The 17,163-nt window shown below is 65.8% G+C and carries 18 protein-coding genes; 12 read left to right on the forward strand and 6 right to left on the reverse strand.

All coding sequences use genetic code 11. The features are described from left to right. Nucleotides 1-52: 52 nt before the first annotated feature. The 5 genes from JKV55_RS18240 (at nt 53) to JKV55_RS18260 (ending at nt 6,047) form a co-directional block, all read left to right on the forward strand. A complete protein-coding gene (locus JKV55_RS18240) occupies nt 53-1,192 on the forward strand; it encodes an acyl-CoA dehydrogenase family protein (RefSeq protein ID WP_094041441.1) in 1,140 nt (379 codons plus the stop codon). A 12-nt stretch (nt 1,193-1,204) separates the two neighbouring features. Beyond that, entirely contained in the window at nt 1,205-1,954 is a 750-nt protein-coding gene (locus JKV55_RS18245; protein ID WP_202088402.1) for an electron transfer flavoprotein subunit beta/FixA family protein, read from the forward strand. Then, nucleotides 1,954-2,886: an electron transfer flavoprotein subunit alpha/FixB family protein gene (locus JKV55_RS18250; protein WP_202088404.1), complete on the forward strand. Its 933-nt coding sequence runs from the start codon at nt 1,954-1,956 to the stop codon at nt 2,884-2,886. The genes JKV55_RS18245 and JKV55_RS18250 overlap by 1 nt, the downstream gene beginning before the upstream one ends. Nucleotides 2,887-3,005: 119 nt before the next feature. Continuing rightward, on the forward strand, nt 3,006-4,349 hold the full coding sequence (locus tag JKV55_RS18255; RefSeq protein ID WP_202088405.1) for a YjiH family protein: 1,344 nt from the start codon (nt 3,006-3,008) through the stop codon (nt 4,347-4,349). 51 nt (nt 4,350-4,400) lie between these two features. Next, nucleotides 4,401-6,047, forward strand: coding sequence for an electron transfer flavoprotein-ubiquinone oxidoreductase (locus JKV55_RS18260; protein WP_202088406.1), 1,647 nt, complete (start codon nt 4,401-4,403; stop codon nt 6,045-6,047). 60 nt (nt 6,048-6,107) lie between these two features. On the opposite strand, the gene JKV55_RS18265 is transcribed toward JKV55_RS18260, so the two are convergent. Next, a complete protein-coding gene (locus JKV55_RS18265; RefSeq protein ID WP_202088407.1) occupies nt 6,108-6,956 on the reverse strand; it encodes an AraC family transcriptional regulator in 849 nt (282 codons plus the stop codon). 120 nt (nt 6,957-7,076) lie between these two features. On the opposite strand from JKV55_RS18265, the gene JKV55_RS18270 reads away from it, so the two are divergent. Then, entirely contained in the window at nt 7,077-7,709 is a 633-nt protein-coding gene (locus JKV55_RS18270) for an HAD-IA family hydrolase (protein ID WP_202088408.1), read from the forward strand. A 149-nt stretch (nt 7,710-7,858) separates the two neighbouring features. Here JKV55_RS18270 and JKV55_RS18275 read toward each other — a convergent pair whose 3' ends face one another. From JKV55_RS18275 to JKV55_RS18295, 5 genes are all read right to left on the reverse strand, one after another. Beyond that, nucleotides 7,859-8,170 (reverse strand): AzlD family protein, encoded by a 312-nt coding sequence (locus tag JKV55_RS18275; RefSeq protein ID WP_094039985.1) that lies wholly within the window; start codon nt 8,168-8,170, stop codon nt 7,859-7,861. Next, nucleotides 8,167-8,877 (reverse strand): AzlC family ABC transporter permease, encoded by a 711-nt coding sequence (locus tag JKV55_RS18280; RefSeq protein WP_202088409.1) that lies wholly within the window; start codon nt 8,875-8,877, stop codon nt 8,167-8,169. The genes JKV55_RS18275 and JKV55_RS18280 overlap by 4 nt, the downstream gene beginning before the upstream one ends. Nucleotides 8,878-9,093: 216 nt before the next feature. Further along, complete coding sequence (gene ettA / locus JKV55_RS18285; RefSeq protein WP_202088410.1) at nt 9,094-10,761, reverse strand: energy-dependent translational throttle protein EttA; 1,668 nt, start codon at nt 10,759-10,761, stop codon at nt 9,094-9,096. Nucleotides 10,762-10,941: 180 nt separating this feature from the next. Next, complete coding sequence (locus JKV55_RS18290) at nt 10,942-12,000, reverse strand: BMP family protein (RefSeq protein ID WP_202088411.1); 1,059 nt, start codon at nt 11,998-12,000, stop codon at nt 10,942-10,944. 234 nt (nt 12,001-12,234) lie between these two features. Next, the gene (locus JKV55_RS18295; protein ID WP_142995611.1) at nt 12,235-12,426 is read right to left on the reverse strand and encodes a hypothetical protein; all 192 of its coding nucleotides are present in this window, start codon (nt 12,424-12,426) and stop codon (nt 12,235-12,237) included. Between the two features lie 306 nt (nt 12,427-12,732). On the opposite strand from JKV55_RS18295, the gene JKV55_RS18300 reads away from it, so the two are divergent. The 6 genes from JKV55_RS18300 to JKV55_RS18325 all read left to right on the forward strand — a co-directional run bounded on the left by JKV55_RS18300 (nt 12,733) and on the right by JKV55_RS18325 (nt 17,160). After that, nucleotides 12,733-13,521 (forward strand): IclR family transcriptional regulator, encoded by a 789-nt coding sequence (locus JKV55_RS18300; protein ID WP_202088412.1) that lies wholly within the window; start codon nt 12,733-12,735, stop codon nt 13,519-13,521. 235 nt (nt 13,522-13,756) lie between these two features. Then, on the forward strand, nt 13,757-14,065 hold the full coding sequence (locus tag JKV55_RS18305; protein WP_106728989.1) for a non-heme iron oxygenase ferredoxin subunit: 309 nt from the start codon (nt 13,757-13,759) through the stop codon (nt 14,063-14,065). Nucleotides 14,066-14,079: 14 nt separating this feature from the next. Next, nucleotides 14,080-14,379: a recombinase-like helix-turn-helix domain-containing protein gene (locus JKV55_RS18310; protein ID WP_202088413.1), complete on the forward strand. Its 300-nt coding sequence runs from the start codon at nt 14,080-14,082 to the stop codon at nt 14,377-14,379. Nucleotides 14,380-14,411: 32 nt separating this feature from the next. Continuing rightward, nucleotides 14,412-15,446 carry a Rieske 2Fe-2S domain-containing protein gene (locus JKV55_RS18315; protein WP_202088415.1) on the forward strand — a complete coding sequence of 345 codons (1,035 nt, stop codon included), beginning with the start codon at nt 14,412-14,414 and terminating at the stop codon, nt 15,444-15,446. Beyond that, nucleotides 15,439-16,197, forward strand: coding sequence for an SDR family oxidoreductase (locus JKV55_RS18320; protein ID WP_202088417.1), 759 nt, complete (start codon nt 15,439-15,441; stop codon nt 16,195-16,197). The genes JKV55_RS18315 and JKV55_RS18320 overlap by 8 nt, the downstream gene beginning before the upstream one ends. Before the next feature lie 30 nt (nt 16,198-16,227). After that, nucleotides 16,228-17,160 carry a VOC family protein gene (locus tag JKV55_RS18325; RefSeq protein ID WP_202088419.1) on the forward strand — a complete coding sequence of 311 codons (933 nt, stop codon included), beginning with the start codon at nt 16,228-16,230 and terminating at the stop codon, nt 17,158-17,160. The last annotated feature ends 3 nt before the right edge of the window (nt 17,161-17,163 follow it).

Here is a 17,163-nt window from a genome sequence, read left to right on the forward strand (position 1 = left end):
ACCCTGACGTCAGGGGGCGACGGCATACCGACAACCCAAGGAGAGGATCACCATGAACATCACCATTACCGAAGACGATCGGATGCTGGCCGACGCCATGCAGCGCTTTTGCCGGGAGGTGATAGCGCCGGCGGCGGCGGACATAGACGAAGGCAGCCATTCGGCGGTCCGCCACCGGGCGGCGCTGTCCGACATCGGCATCATGGGCATGAACCTGCCGGAACACTGCGGCGGCACCGGGGTGTCGGCGGTGGCGCTCTACCTGGCGGTGGAGCAACTGGCGGCGGCCTGCGGCTCCACCGCCTCCATGGTGACCGCCCATTTCCTGGCGACCGACTCCATCCTGCACGGTGGCACCGAGGCGCAGCGCCGGCGCTGGCTGCCGGGGGCGGCCAGCGGCGAGCTGTTGGGGGCCTTCGCCCTGACCGAGCCCAACGCCGGCTCCAATCCGGCGGCGATGCGCACCCTGGCGGAAAAAACCGGCTCGGGCTACCGGCTGCGCGGGGTGAAGCACTTTATCTCCAACGCCGCCGAGGCGGACTTTCTGGTGGTGTATGCCAAAACCGACAAGAGCGCCGGCCACAGGGGCATCAGTGCCTTTATCGTCGATCGCCACGCGGCCGGGGTGGCGGTGAGCGCGCCCGAGCGCACCATGGGCCTCAGGGGCGGGCATGTGTTCGAGGTGGCGCTGGACTGCGAGGTGCCGGCCGACCGCCTGCTGGGCGGCGAAGAGGGCAGGGGTTTTCGCACCGCCATGCAGGTGTTGGACAACGGCCGGGTGGAAATTGCCGCCAGTTGCACCGGCATTGCCGGCGCCGCCCTCGAGGCGGCCCTGCACTGGGCCAGGACCCGCGAGGTCAACGATCACCCCATCGCCGAGTTCCAGGGGCTGCAGTGGATGCTGGCCGACATGGCCACCGAGCTGGAGGCGGCGCGGATGTTCGGCCTGCGGGCGGCCACCAGGCGCGAACAGGGGGAACGCTTTTCCCAGGAGTCGGCCATGGCCAAGCTCTACGCCTCGGAAGCGGCCGGCCGCATTGCCGACAGGGCGCTGCAGATCCACGGCGGCTATGGCTACACCCGGGAAATGCCGCTCGAGCGCTATGTGCGGGACCTGCGCATCATGCGCATCTACGAAGGCTCGTCCGAAGTGCAGCGCAACATCATAGCGCGCACCCTGCTGAACCACTGAGGAGCAACGGCGATGAAGATACTGGTCACGGTAAAAAGGGTCATCGATTACAACGTCAGGGTCAGGGTGAGGGCGGATCAGAAAGACGTGGATCTGGCCAACGTCAAGATGGCGCTCAACCCCTTCTGTGAAATTGCGGTGGAAGAGGCGGTGCGGCTGAAGGAAGCGGGCGTCGCCTCCGAGGTGGTGGTGGTGTCGGTCGGGCCCCAGGAGGTGCAGGAGCAGATCCGCGCCGCCCTGGCCCTGGGCGCCGATCGCGGCATCCATGTGCACACCGAACAACTGCCCGAGCCGCTGTCGGTGGCGCGCTTGCTGGCGCGGCTGGTGGAGCGGGAGCAGCCGGGGCTGGTGATCCTCGGCAAGCAGGGCATCGACGCCGACCACAACCAGACCGGGCAGATGCTGGCCGCGCTCACCGGCATGGGCCAGGGCACCTTCGCCTCGGCGCTGAAGATAGCAGGGCAGGAGGCACTGGTTACCCGGGAAGTGGATGGCGGCCTGCAGACCCTGGCGTTGCGGCTGCCGGCGGTGGTGACCACGGACCTGCGGCTGAACGAGCCGCGCTATGCCGCCCTGCCCGGCATCATGAAGGCGAAGAAGAAGCCGCTGGAGCCGTGCACCCCGGAGGCGCTGGGGGTGAGCCTGCGGGCCCACAGCGAGCTGCTTGGGGTGGCGCCGCCGGCGGAGCGCCAGGGCGGGGTCATGGTGGGCTCGGTGGAAGAGCTGGTCGACAAACTGAAACACGAAGCGAAGGTGATCTGATGGCTATCCTGATCGTTGCGGAACACGACAACCGTATCCTCAAGGCCGCCACCCTGAACACGGTGGCCGCCGCCCGCCAACTGGGCGGGGAACTCATCGTGCTGGTGGCGGGCCAGGGCTGCCGGGCCGTGGCCGAGGCCGCCGCCCGGGTGGAGGGGGTGGCCAGGGTGTGGCTGGCCGACCATGCCGCCTACGCCCATCAGCTGGCCGAAAACCTGGCGCCGCTGGTGGCGGAGCTGGGCCGGGACTGCAGCCATCTGCTGGCGCCGGCCAGCACCGGCGGCAAGAACCTGCTGCCGCGGGTGGCCGCCCTGCTCGGCGTGGGCCAACTGTCCGACATCATCTCGGTGGAAGGCGCCGATACCTTTCGCCGGCCCATCTATGCCGGCAATGCCATCGCCACCGTCCGCTCCCTCGATCCGATCAAGGTGCTCACCGTGCGCACCAGCGCCTTTGCGGCGGTGGCCGGCGCGGGCGGCAGCGCATCGATAGAAGAGGTGAATTCGGTACATGACACGGGGTTGTCCCGTTTTGTCGCCGAGCAGTTGTCGGTGTCGGAACGTCCCGAGCTGGGCGACGCCCGGGTGGTGGTGTCCGGCGGGCGCGGCCTGGGCAAGGCCGAACACTTCGCCTTGATCGAGGCCCTGGCCGACAAGCTGGGCGCGGCGATAGGCGCTTCCCGCGCCGCCGTGGATGCCGGCTTTGTCGCCAATGATCGCCAGGTGGGCCAGACCGGCAAGATAGTGGCGCCGGAACTCTATATCGCCGTGGGCATTTCCGGCGCCATCCAGCACCTGGCCGGCATGAAGGAGTCCCGGGTCATCGTGGCCATCAACAAGGACGAAGACGCGCCCATCTTCCGCATCGCCGACTACGGCCTGGTGGCGGATCTGTTCGAGGCGCTGCCCCGGCTCACGGCGCAACTGCCCTGAGCGCGGGGACGGGAACGGCAGCAACGAAGGAGTGAAGGGGCGCCGCTACCGGTGGCGCCCTGTCGAGGGAATGACCCGCCTGGGCGGGTCCAGCACTAGCCTGTCAATGGAGAAGAAGGATGAATAACGTCGAGGTAATGCAAGGAAGACGCGGGGGCGCTGTCAAGGCGCTGCTGGGCAGTTTGATCGGATTGTTGATTTTCTTTATTCCCTTGTCGCTCGGGGGCGACAAGGCCACTATTCCCCTGGTGAGCCTGATCGGGGCCATCAAGGGGGCGCTGGGCGACAGCCTCCAGTACCTGACCCTGGCGCTGACCCTGTTGCTCTGCCTGACCTGGGGGGCTGCCCGGCTGACCGGCAATGCCGCCCTGGCACGCTACCATCGCAAGGACAATGCCCTGGTCGGCCTGCTGTTCCTGCTGGGCGCGGTATTTGCGGCCTTGCTGGTGTTCCGGATTGGGCCCGACTGGTTCCTGCACAAGGACGTGGGCGGGCTGGCGCTCTATCTCGGGGGCAGCGTCTTCCTGACGGTGGTGGTGGCCGGCTTTCTGGTGCTGTTCCTCACCGAGTTCGGTTTTCTCGAATTCGTGGGCACCCTGATGGAGCCGCTGATGCGCCCGCTCTACCGCCTGCCCGGCCGCTCGGCGGTGGATGCGGTGGCCTCCTTCGTCGCCGCCCCGGCGGTGGGGATTTTCATTACCAACAAGCTGTACCGCAGCGGCCACTATACCCAGCGGGAAGCGGCCAGCATCGCCACCAACTTCAGTATCTGCAGCCTGGGCTTCTTCGCCCTGCTGGCGTCCATCGGCGGCATCATGGAATACCTGCCGCACATGATCGTCTCGTCCTTCGTCATCAACTTCCTGCTGGCCGCCGTGGTCACCCGGCTGCCGCCGCTGAGCCGCAAGCCGGACCGCTACTTCGACGGCCGCGCGGCCCGGCAGGACAGGGACGGCGGCAAACCGCAGGGCCCCATCCTGTTGCGCGCCTGCCAGGCCGCCGCCGAGCGGGCGGCCACCACCGGCCCCGAGGTGTTCGGCCGTTACCTGTGGGAGGCGGCGACCTTCGCCCAGAAGATAGTGGCCTATATCCTGTCGATTGCCACCATCGCCCTGGTGATAGGCACCTACACGCCGCTGTTCGAGTACCTGGGGCTGGTGTTCGAGCCCTTGCTCAGGCTGCTGCAACTGCCCGACGCGGACAAGATAGCGCCCACCGTGTTGCTGTCCATCGCCGAAATCGCCCTGCCCGCCATCATCATCGCCGGGGGCGAGGTGGCGCCGATGAGCGTGTTCTTCGTCTGCACCCTGTCCACCATCCAGATCATCTTCTTCACCGAGAGCGCCAACGCCATGCTGGAGTCGGACATCCCGCTGTCGGTGACGGATCTGGTGCTGATCTTTCTCATCCGGACCCTGCTGGCCATCCCCTTGGTGGCGCTGGCGGCACACCTGATCTTCTGAACCTGGAGCAGGGGCGGGCCGCCGCCCCTGCCGTTTTGACGGGAAATAGCAATGAACAGAGAAATCATGGAGTTCGACGTGGTCATCGTCGGTGCCGGCCCCGCCGGGCTGGCGGCGGCCTGCCGGCTGATGCAGCAGGCGCGGGAGGCCGGCCGGGAGCTGAGTCTCTGCGTGGTGGAAAAGGGCTCGGAAGTGGGGGCCCATATCCTCTCCGGCGCAGTGATCGATCCCCGGGCCCTGGCCGAGCTCTTCCCGGACTGGGCCGAGCGCGGTGCCCCGCTGACGACCCCGGTGGCGGCCGACGAGCTTTACTGGCTGGCGCATGAGGGTACGGCTCGCCGTATTCCTGGTTGGCTGGCGCCCCCCAGCCTGCACAACGAGGGCTGTTACGTGGCCAGCCTGGGCAAGCTGTGCCGCTGGCTGGCCGAGCAGGCCGAAGCCCTGGGGGCGGAGATTTATCCGGGCTTTGCCGCGAGCGAAGTGCTCTACCACGACGACGGCGCGGTCAGGGGCATCGCTACCGGCGACATGGGCGTCGGCCGGGATGGCGAGCCCAGGCCCGGCCATGTGCCGGGCATGGAATTGCATGCGCGCTACACCCTCTTTGCCGAAGGCTGCCGCGGCCACCTGGGCAAGGAGCTGATCGCCCGCTTCCGGCTGGATGACAAGGCGGATCCCCAGCATTACGGCATCGGCATCAAGGAGTTGTGGGACATCGATCCGGCCAGGCACCGGCCGGGACTGGTGATGCACGGCACCGGCTGGCCGCTGGCGGGCGACACCGGCGGCGGCAGCTTTCTCTACCACGGCGAGCACAACCAGGTGGTGGTGGGGCTGGTGGTCGACCTCAACTATACCAACCCCTGGCTGAGCCCCTTCGACGAGTTTCAGCGCATGAAACAGCATCCGCTGTTCCGCCAGTACCTGGAAGGAGGCAAGCGGGTGGCCTACGGTGCCCGGGCCATCGCCAAGGGCGGTTTCAATTCCCTGCCCAGGATGACGATGCCCGGCGCCCTGCTGCTCGGCTGCGATGCCGGCACCCTGGATCCGGCCCGCATCAAGGGCAGCCACACCGCCATGAAGTCCGGCCTGCTGGCGGCGGAAGCGGTGTTCGAGGCGCTGGCCGGCGGCGAGGACGGGCGGGCGCCGACCTCCTTCGACGCCCGTTTCCGCGCGTCCTGGCTGTACGATGAGCTGTACCGCGGCCGCAACTTCGGCCCGGCGCTGCACCGGTTCGGCCCCTGGCTGGGGGGCGCCTTCAACTTCCTGGAGCAGAAGCTGTTCGGCGGCCGCCTGCCCCTGACCCTGCACGATCGCCGGCCGGATCATGAGGGACTGAAGGCGGCGGCGGGCTGCCCGCCCATCCCCTATCCCAAGCCGGATGGCAAGCTCAGCTTCGACAAGCCGTCTTCGGTGTTTTTGTCCAACACCAACCACGAAGAAGATCAGCCCTGCCACCTGCAACTGCAGGATGCGGCCATCCCGTTGGCGCGGAACCTGCCGCGCTGGGCGGAGCCGGCCCAGCGTTACTGCCCGGCGGGGGTGTATGAGGTGGTAGAGCAAGCAGCGGGAGCCGGGCTGCAGATCAACGCCCAGAATTGCCTGCACTGCAAAACCTGCGATATCAAGGATCCGTCCCAGAATATCCGCTGGGCAGTACCGGAAGGGGGCGGTGGGCCCAATTATCCCAATATGTAGCCGAAGTCGAGCAAGCGGCACAGGGGCGAGCATGCGGGCAGTCGGGTACCGGTGGTGCGGCTAGCTGCCCAGCCGGCGCCAGCCGAAGCGGCGGCGAAAGGCTAGGGGGCTCAGCCCGGTATGGGCGAGGAAGCTGCGGTTGAAATGGCTGGCGTTGTTGAATCCCGCCTGTTCGCGCACCAGCGTCACCGGCAGGGGGCTGGTGGTGAGCAGGTGGCAGGCGTGGCCCAGGCGCAGGCGGTTGAGGTACTGGCTGAAGCTGGTGTCGCAGTGCTGTTGCAGCAGCCGCTTGAGGGTGGAGGGGCTCAGGTTGCAGTGGCGGGCCACCTGCTCCAGGCGCAGGGGCGCTTGGTAGTGGTGCTGCAAATGGCCGAGCAGCCGATCCAGGCGTCGGTCCGGCGGTTGCTGCAACCGCCCGCCCAGGGGGCGGCAATGCTGGTCCGCGCGCAGCAGTTGCAGCAGCTCCAGCAGGGCGGCCAGGGCCGGCAACGGGTCCGGTTGCGCCATGCGCTCGAACAGTCGCCGGGCCCGGTGGGCGGTGGCGGTGCCGAACACGGCGCCGTTGCCGAGCCCGGCCAGCCAGTCGAGCAGGGGCGCCAGCTCCACCAGTCCCGCCTCCACCTGGGCCTGCAGCCAGTGCCTGGGCAGGAACACCACATACACCTCGGGCGTACCGTCCGAGGCCTTGGCGTCCCAGGTGTGGGGCACGTCCGGTCCCACCAGCGCCAGATCGCAATGCCCGAAGGGGGCCACGTCCTCGCCGATATAGCGCATGCCTTCCGCCCCCAGGGTCAGGGTGATCTCGTATTCCGGGTGGTAGTGCCACTGAAAGGGCACGCCGGCGTCCTTGAGGTGGGTCAGGGCCCAGGATCTGTGATGGGGCAGGCTCAGCAGTTCGCGTTTAAGCATTTTGGGCCACCTTGGATCTTGGTAATGAGCCAATAGTATCTTTTTTCGGGCCAAAGGAATAAACGGTGTGTCTCCGGCGGTTTAACATCAAGGTAACGACAACAGCATGAGGAGAGCACCATGAACACAGTGGCGGCCAAGGGCCTGATCTTCGATTTGGACGGCACCCTGGTGGACTCCCACCGAGCGGTGGAGCTGGCCTGGGCCCGCTGGTGCGACCGGCACGGCATACCCCTGAGCGATGTGCTGGCCATCTGTCACGGGGTGCGCAGCGAAGAAACCATCCGCCGGCTGGCGCCGCAGCTGGACGTGGCGGCCGAGTCCGCCTGGCTGGAAGCGGTGGAGAAGAGCCTGAACGACAGGGTGACCGCCATCCCCGGCGCGCGGGAGCTGCTGTGCTCGTTGCCGGATGACTACTGGGCCATCTGCACCTCGGGCAGCCTGCCGCTTTCCATGCCCAAGCTGGATCGCAACGAGCTGCCCCTGCCGCGGATCCGGGTGACCGCCGAACAGGTGAGCAGGGGCAAGCCGGATCCCGAGCCCTACCTGCTGGCGGCCCGGCTGCTGGGGCTGGCGGCACCGGACTGCCTGGTGTTCGAGGATGCCCCGGCCGGCATTGCCTCGGCCCTGGCCGCCGGCTGCCGGGTGGTGATAGTGGGCGACTGCCGCCACGAGCACGAGCGGGTGCTGGGCAATATTCCCGACTACCGCCAGGTCGGCTATCACAACGGCCGACTCAGCTTGCCGATATAACCAGACGATGGCGCCGTTTCGGCGCCATTAGCCTATTAATCGCTGATATTTGCCGATATTGATGTCATCCCCTCGTCATTCCCGCGAAGGCGGGAATCCAGGACCAAGGGCGCCGGGCCGAGCAAGCGCAGGTACAGATGACGGCGCTACTACCCCAGCTGCCTGGCCAGCGCGGCCACCAGGATGCCGGCGGCGATGGCCGGCAGCGGCTTTTTCAGCACCAGCATGGTCAGCCCGGTGGCCAGCAGCGCCAGGCGGGCGCCGGTGTCGCCGTTGAGGGCCAGGGGAGTGAGGATGGCCACCAGCACCGAGCCGGACATGGCGCCGATAAACTGCTGCACCCGGCGGTTGATGGGCACGAAGGACATCACCAACACCCCGCCCCAGCGGGTGGCCAGGGTGACCAGTGCCATCACGCCGATGATAAGCCAGGGCCCGAGGCCTGCGGTGTCCAGGTTCATGCGCTTTCCTTCTCCATCCACAGGGCGCCGAGCACGCCGCCCGACAGGGCGCCCACCACCACGTGGCTGTTGGCGGGCAGATACCAGTAGGCCAGCATGGCCGAGAGCGCGGCCACCCCCCAGATGGCCAGGTTGCGCAGATCCTTGCGCCCGCCCACCACCATGGCCAGCAGGAAACAGCCCATCACCATGTCCAGTCCCAGGCTGACCGGATCCTCGATGGCGTTGCCGAAATGCAGCCCGAGCCAGGTGCCGAGGATCCAGAATGACCAGATGGCGAGCCCGCCGCCGAACAGAATGCCGAGCGCCCGCTCGCCCCGGTGAAAGCCCTGCATGGCCATGGCCCAGTTGGCGTCGGAGGCGAACAGCATCACCCCGTAGCGCCTGGCCGGCGGCAGATGGCGCAGCCAGGGGTAGAGGGTGGCGCCCATCAGCAGGTGGCGGGCGTTGATGGCGAAGGTGGTGATCACCAGGGGCACCAGCGGCACCTGGGTACCCCAGAGATCGAGGGCGGCGAACTGGGAGGCACCGGCGAACACCAGGGCGCTCATCAGCACGATATCGGTATCGTTCAGCCCCACCTGGGTGGCGGCCAGGCCGAAGGCCAGCCCGAACACGGCGACGAAAAGGGAAAGCGGCACCAGCTGCCTGAAGCCGTGCCAGGTGTCCTGCCCGTCCAGCCGGGCGAGGGCGGCGTGGTGTTCCATGGAATATCCCGCTTGTGGTTCTGATCAGGGGCGACAGCATAGCACCATGGCGAAGGCGGAGCGAGCTGGCGGAAAGTAGTAAAGACCGGACGGTAAGGCGGTGTTGTTTTTGTTCAATGCCGCTGCCGGCAGTGAAAAATACCGGTGAGCGCCAGGCTTGCCTTGAGCATGAAAAAGCCCGCGTGATGCGGGCTTGGGAATAACAATGAGCAAACCTTACTTGGCGATGCGCTTGTACTTGATGCGGTGGGGCTGGATGGCCTCGGCGCCGTAGGTTTTCTTCTTCCACTCTTCGTATTCGGTGAAGTTGCCTTCGAAGAATTCCACCTTGCCCTCGTCCTTGTAATCCAGGATATGGGTGGCGATACGGTCGAGGAACCAGCGGTCGTGCGAGATGACCATGGCGCAGCCGGGGAATTCCAGCAGGGCGTTTTCCAGGGCGCGCAGGGTTTCCACGTCCAGGTCGTTGGTCGGTTCGTCCAGCAGCAGCAGGTTGCCGCCGGTCTGCAGCAGCTTGGCCATGTGCAGGCGGCCCCGTTCACCGCCGGACAGCTCGCCCACCCGCTTCTGCTGGTCGGTGCCCTTGAAGTTGAACCGGCCCAGGTAGGCGCGGCTGGGGATCTCCAGGTTGCCGATGCGCATCATGTCCAGGCCGCCGGACACTTCTTCCCACACCGTTTTCTTGTCGTCCATGGCGTCGCGGAACTGCTCCACCGAGGCCAGCTGCACGGTGTCGCCCAGGGTGATGTTGCCGGCGTCCGGCTGCTCGGCGCCGGTGAGCATGCGGAACAGGGTGGATTTACCGGCGCCGTTGGGGCCGATGATGCCGACGATGGCGCCCTTGGGAATGCTGAACGACAGGTCGTCGATCAGCACCCGGTCACCGTAGGACTTGGTCAGGTGCTCGATGTCCACCACCTTGTCACCCAGGCGCGGGCCGGGCGGGATGAACAGCTCGTTGGTTTCGTTGCGCTTCTGGTAGTCCTGGTTCTGCAGTTCTTCGAACCGGGCCATACGCGCCTTGGACTTGGCCTGGCGGCCCTTGGGATTCTGGCGCACCCACTCCAGTTCCTTCTGGATGGACTTCTGGCGCGCGGCTTCGGAGGACTGCTCCTGGGACAGGCGCTGATCCTTTTGCTCCAGCCAGGAGGAGTAGTTACCTTCCCACGGAATGCCTTCGCCCCGGTCCAGCTCCAGGATCCAGCCGGCCACGTTGTCGAGGAAGTAACGGTCGTGGGTAATGGCCACCACAGTGCCTTCGTAGTCGTGCAGGAAGCGCTCCAGCCAGGCCACGGACTCGGCGTCGAGGTGGTTGGTGGGCTCGTCCAGCAGCAGCATGTCGGGTTTTTCCAGCAGCAGCTTGCACATGGCCACCCGGCGGCGTTCACCCCCGGACAGCTTGCCTATCTGAGCGTCCCAGGGCGGCAGGCGCAGGGCGTCGGCGGCGCGCTCCAGCTGGTTGTCCAGGTTGTGGCCGTCGTGGGCCTGGATGATGGCTTCCAGCTCGCCCTGGCGCTTGGCCAGCTTGTCGAAGTCGGCGTCCGGATCCGCGTAGGCGGTGTACACCTGGTCCAGTTCCTTGAGGGCGCCGGCCACTTCGGCCACGGCTTCTTCCACCGCGTCGCGCACGCTCTGCTCCGGGTTCAGCCTGGGCTCCTGGGGCAGGTAGCCTATCTTGATGCCGGGCTGGGGGCGGGCCTCGCCTTCGATCTCGGTGTCGATGCCGGCCATGATGCGCAGCAGGGTGGATTTACCGGCGCCGTTCAGGCCCAGCACGCCGATCTTGGCGCCGGGGAAAAACGACAAAGAGATATTCTTCAGAATATGACGCTTGGGCGGAACCACCTTGCCCACGCGGTGCATGGTGTAAACAAATTGAGCCATTGTTACTTGTCCTGATAAATCAGTAAGTTAATAGGTTTTCTTGGCGGGCCTGGCGGTCGCCTGGGGCCAACCGGACAGCCATGGCGGTATATGGTACTTGGCTTGGCGGGGAATGCCAGTGCCAAGAGGGGAAAGCCGGCATTTTGAGGAAGGCCCCGCCCGCTTGGGCGGGGCCGGGGATCAGGACTTGGCTTTCAGCTCTTCCTTGAAGGACTGCGGCACGAATTCGCCGGTGGCCGGGTTGAACTCGGGGCCTTCGTAGCTGGTGTTGATGCGGATCTCGCCGCTGATGAGCTTGGCGGCCAGTTCGTCCAGTTGCTGTCTTATCTCGGGTGAGACGTCCTCCGCCAGGGTCAGCTTGACCACGTCACCCTGGCCCAGGCCGATCTCGGTGATTTGGTCGGGCTGCCATTGGCCGGTGGTGAAGTCACGGGCGGCGTTGAGGATGGCCACGCTGGCGTCGGCCACCGCCGAGCCCACGAAGCTGGCGTCCGCCTGGGTCCAGTCGGACACGTTGCCGATATGGCGTACCTTGTCGTCATGGGATTTGATCTCGTCGATCACCCCCTGGCGGCCGGCATTGAGCATGGTGTAGATCACGTCGGCGCCCTGGCCGATTTCGGCCGCCGCCGCCTGGGCGTTGATGTCGGTATTGTCCAGATCGCCGGTAAACCAGGTCAGGAACCTGGCGTCGGGATTGACGTGCTTGACTCCGTCATAGAAGGCGGCGCGGCCGATCAGGCCGGGCTGGGGCCAGGCTCCGGAAATATGGCCGACCACGTCGGTCCGGGTGGTCAGTCCGGCCAGGGCGCCGGCCAGCCAGGCCGAGTCTTCCTGGCGAACCACATAGCTCGAAAGGTTGGGGCCCTGTACATGGCCCTGGATCACCACGAACCTGATGTCGGGAAACTCCTTGCTCACTATCTCTGCCGGGCCGTTGCACTGGCCGCCATGGGCGATGATGAGATCGGGGCCTTCCTGTGCCAGCTTGCGCATGGCTTCGGTGAGCAATGCCGGATCGGAAGTTGCCGAAATATTGGATACATAACTGGCGTTGACATCGAGCTCCGCCTTGATCTTTTCATAGCCCCGGTAGGCGGCCTGCATAAAGCCGTTGTCGTCGTGCTTACCCGGGATCAACACGGCGATCTTGTGCTGATCCTCGGCGGCCAGGGCCTGTGCGAGAGGAGCCAGTGTCATACCGGCGGCGATCAGTAAGGCGCTTCCAAGCTTGTGCATGCATTCTCTCCTTGGCAATGGGGTCATCTGCGAGTGTACTTTTTTGTCTGTTTTATTGTGAACAATGAGTTCACAGACAGACCTTAGTCTTTGGTTGCTAAATTGTTAACATTTTGTTTCGTGCGCTGTGGCGAGGTTCACAGAAATCGTTGCCGGAGAGCCGGGAAAGGGGGATAAAACGGCAGAGGATGGGATGATGGAAGGGAGGAAAAGGGGCGCGTCCCTGCGGCCGGGTTATTCGTCTTCTCTGCTGCTCCAGCGGGTGAGGCTGGCGGAGATGACGGTGTTGCCGAAGAAGGCCCAGTCCATCCAGACCGGTTTGTCGGCGTATTTGTCCATGGTGGCGGCGGTGGCGAGCAGCGGCGCCCAGAGGGCGACCATCAGCGAGCAGGCCAGCACGCCTTTTCTGATTTTTCTTGTTTTCATTGGGCACTCCCGAAGTCAGGAAGGCACCTTATAGCACGAAGGGCGGGGGGAAAGAAGAAGGCGGGTCCGATGGCCGACGGCGGGGGGCACCGGCCATGTAAGCGAATGTTGACGATAGCTGCCATCCTGGCGTGACAACCGGCCTGTGGCGGCTGCCGTTACCGGAAACGAATCAGGCTAACCGTCTCAATGGCGATCAGGAAGGAGCTGTGTCCCTATCCTTGCCAGCCGGGCGTTGACGAAAGGGCGGGGCCATGCTCCAATTTTGCCTTTATAAAGCAACAAATGTCGGGCACAGAGGAACCTATGGAAACCGATGACAGATACATAGTCCCCGGCCTGGTGCGGGGGCTGGAGGCGCTGCAGGCGTTCAGCGACGAGAAAAAGGATTTGAGCGTGTCCGAGCTGGCCGAGATTATCGGGGTCAACCGCTCCAGCGCCTTTCGTATCGCCTATACCCTGGAGCACTGCGGTTTTCTGCACAAGGAAGACAACTCCCGCCGTTACAGCCTGAACTCCAGGGTGCTGGATCTGGGCTTCACCTACCTGTCGGGGCTGGATTTGCTGGAGCCGTCGCGCCCCATCATGCAGCGGTTGCGGGATCAAACCACCATCGCCTGCCACCTGGTGATCCGCCAGGGCACCGATATCGTGTTCGTGGATCGCTACCAGGCCACGGGGCCCTTCACCAGCACGGTGGGGGTCGGTACCCGCTGGCCGGCCCACGCCACCGTCACCGGCCAGCTGCTGCTCTCCGACCTGTCCGACGAGGCCATCACCGAATTGTACCGGGACTACCGTTGGGAAACCTTCACCGAGGGCACGCCCACCAGCCTGGAGGCGCTGTTGGCGCGTATCCGCGAGGTGCGCGGGCAGCCGGCCCTGATCAGCTGGGGCTACTTCAACCCGGCCATGGCCGCCTGTGCCGCGCCCATCTACCGGCAGAGCGACAGCAGCATGATCGCCTCGGTGTCGGTCAGCTGCCCGCTGGGCGGCATTGCCCGGGAAGAATTCGAAGGCCGCATCCGGGACGAGGTCATCGCCGCCGCCCAGAGCCTGTCCCGCACCCTGAGCCTGAACAACGCCCATCCCTGATCCCGCGCCCTCAAGGCGCCGAGACTCCCCCACCAACGCCATGCCGACCGCATGGCGTTTTTTATGGCCGGCTCCCGGCGCTAATAACTCCTGGTCATAAAACACCCGCCCAACCCCCTCAAAAAATTTAACAACAAAGAAACCTTGTGTTGACAGAGGTCAATGAACGGATCTAATCTTTGTTTCGTATGTAAATCATAGTTTCATATATAAAACACAAAGGAGTGACGAAGCCATGAACTGGGTTTCCATTTGCAAGCTGGGCGACATCTCCGATGAGAGCCCGCTGGCCGTCAAGGTAGGCGACAAGGAGATCGGCGTGTTCAGGGTGGAAGGCCGCCTGCACGCCATCGAGGACATCTGCCCCCATGCCTATGCCCTGCTTACCGAGGGCTTTATCGAAGGCCGCACCGTCGAGTGCCCGCTGCACGAGGCCATCTTCGATATTCCCACCGGCAAGCTGCAAAGTGGCCCCGGCTGTCGTGATCTCCACATCTACGAGGTACGGGTCGACGGCGACGACGTACTGCTGAACATGGCATGACAAGGAACAGCACCATGGACAACTTCAATCCCAAACTGGCCGCCTGGCTGAAGAACGAGCCCGCCACCGAGGCCGGCCTCAACAACATCCAGATCCCGGGCAAGACCCGCAACCTGGTGTGGCAGAACCGCTACCGCGAGCCCACCCGCTACGAGCAGGAGCTGGTCAGCCAGCTGGAAAGCGCCTTCGCCGAGGGCATCGCCGAGCTGGACGAACTGGTGGCTGCCCTCAACCGGCGCGGGCTGCGCAACGAAGCCGGCGAGGCCTGGACCCCCGCCAATTTTCAGGACGAAATGGCCCGCCTCGGTTACTGAGCGGCACCTCACAGGGAAGCTAGGAGAACGCAATGAATCAACAGCTTGCAGTAGAACGCCATCTGGATTTGGGCCTCAAGGATCTGTGGTATCCGGTGGTGGCCAGCTGGGAAGTGGGCAACAGCCCGGTCGGCATCACCCGCCTGGGCGAAAACATCGTGCTGTGGCGCGACGCCGAGGGCAAGGTCAAGGCCCTGGAAGATCGCTGCCCGCACCGGGGCGCGCGGCTGTCCCTGGGCTGGAACCTGGGCGACCGGGTGGCCTGCTGGTACCACGGGGTGGAAGTGAAGGGGGACGGCGTGGTCGCCGAGGTGCCGGCGGTGAGCGCCTGCCCCATGACCGGCAGCAAGTGCCTGCGCTCCTACCCGGTGATCGAAAAGCACGGCGCCATCTTCCTCTGGTTCGGCCTGGATCCGGACGCCGAGCCCGCCGATCTGGTGCTGCCCGAGCAGCTCGACAGCGAGGAGTGGAGCAGCTTCCTGTGCCAGGCGGACTGGGCGGTGAACTACCGCTATGCCGTCGACAACGTCATGGATCCCATGCACGGCAGCTACCTGCACTGCACCTCCCACTCCATGGCGGAAGGGGACAAGAGCGCCGACATGCGTGCCCGCAACACCGAGCACGGCTTTATCTTCGAGAAAACCGGCCAGAGCGGGGTCAACTTCGACTGGGTCGAGTTCGGCAGCAGCGGCGCCTTCTGGCTGCGCCTGTCCATTCCCTACCGCCGGCAGTTCGGCCCGGGCGGCGAATTCTGGATTGTCGGTTTCGCCACCCCGGTGGACGAGCACCACACCCGGGTGTTCTTCTGGCGGGCGCGCAAGGTCAGCGGCTGGCAGCGCGACGTGTGGCGCTTCCTCTACCGCAACCACCTGGAAAAGCTGCACTGGGACGTGCTGGAGCAGGACCGCGTCATCCTCGAGCAGTTGGCGCCCAACGCCCGCGATCACGAGTTCCTCTACCAGCACGACGTGGGCCTGTCGCGCCTGCGCCGGCTGATGAAGAAAACCGCTGAACAGCAGCTGGCCCAACTGGCGGCCAGGCAAGAGGCCGAGAGCCATGGATAAGTTGCTGCAGGGCAAGAAGCTGCTGATCACCGGCGCCGCCCGGGGCCTGGGGCTGGACTTCGCCCGCGCCGCCACCGCCGCCGGCGCCGAGGTGGCCATGGCCGATATCCTCGCCGGGCAGGTGATGGCGGAGGCCAGGACCCTGGCCGCCGGGGGGCACATCGCCCACGGCCTGGCGCTTGATCTGGCGGACCCGGCTTCCATCGAGGCCTGCGCCCGGGACGCCGCCGGCCTGCTCGGCGGCCTGGATGGCCTGGTCAACTGCGGCGCCATCGCCACCGGCATCGGCGGGGTCGACATGACCGAGCTGGACATCGAGGTGTGGGATCGGGTGATGACCGTCAATGTGCGCGGCAGCTGGCTGATGACCCGGGCGGCGGTACCCTACCTCAAGGCGGCGGGCGCGGGCAAGGTGGTCAACATCGCCTCCGACACCGCGCTGTGGGGTGCGCCCAGGCTGCTGGCCTACGTGGCCAGCAAGGGCGCCCTGCTGGCGATGACCCGCTCCATGGCACGGGAGCTCGGCGAATACCGCATCTGCGTCAACGCCGTCAGCCCGGGGCTGACCCTGGTGGAAGCCACCCAATACGTGCCCCAGGCCCGCCACGACCAGTATGTGGACGGCCGCGCCATCCACCGGCCCCAACTGCCGGAGGACGTCAACGGCGCCGTGCTCTACCTGCTGTCGGATCTGTCGTCCTTCGTCACCGGCCAGAACCTGCCGGTCAACGGCGGCTTCGTCTTCAACTGACCCGGCTGCCCAACAAGAGAGACTGTGACCATGAAGATTACCGGAATTGAAGCCCTGAAATTCGGGGTGGACGACAGGCCAAAGGCCGCCAGCTTCCTCGCCGATTTCGGCCTGAGCCGCGCCGAGAGCGACATCCCGGGGGCGGATCTGTTCCTCACCCTGAACCAGAGCCGGCTCTACCTGTTCGACATCGACGACGCCCGCCTGCCGGCCGCCTTCGAGCCCGGCTCCACCCTGCGTGAAGTGGTCTGGGGCGTCGAAAGCGCCGCCTGCCTGGAGCAGTTGGCCGAGCGCCTGGCCGGGGTCGAGGGCCTGGCCCGCGACCCCGGGGGCCTGAGCTGCCGGGATCCCAACGGCATGACCCTGCGTTTCCGGCCGAGCGCCGTGCAGCCGGTCGCGCTGCGGGTGGCCGCCATCAACCAGCACGGCGACATCCGCCGGGTGGACGAGGCCAGCCCGGTGTACGAGCGGGGCGAGCCCATCGGCGTGGGCCATGTGGTGTTCTTCACCCCCGACCTGGCCAGGGCCGAGGCCTTCTACCGGGACCGGCTCGGCTTTCACCTGTCCGACTGCTATGAGGGCAAGGGCGCCTTTATGCGCTGTGCCGCCGAAGGCCACCACCACGATCTCTTCCTGCTGCACGTGCCGGGCAAGGCCGCCGGGCTCAACCACGTGGCCTTTACCGTGCGCGATATCCACGAGGTGATCGGCGCCGGCATGGCGATGAACCGCAAGGGCTGGTCCACCTTTATCGGCCCGGGCCGTCACCCCATTTCTTCCGCCTATTTCTGGTACGTGAACAGCCCCCTGGGCGGTGCCTTCGAGTACTACACCAACGACGACTACCTCACTCCCGCCTGGCAGCCCCGCACCATGGAGCACCGGCTGGAACTCTTTACCGAGTGGGCGATCGAGGGCGGCCTGGACGGCCGCACCCGGCGCCAGGTCAAACAGGGGGGCTGAACC

Source organism: Zobellella iuensis (assembly GCF_016746085.1).
GTDB lineage: Bacteria > Pseudomonadota > Gammaproteobacteria > Enterobacterales > Aeromonadaceae > Oceanimonas > Oceanimonas iuensis.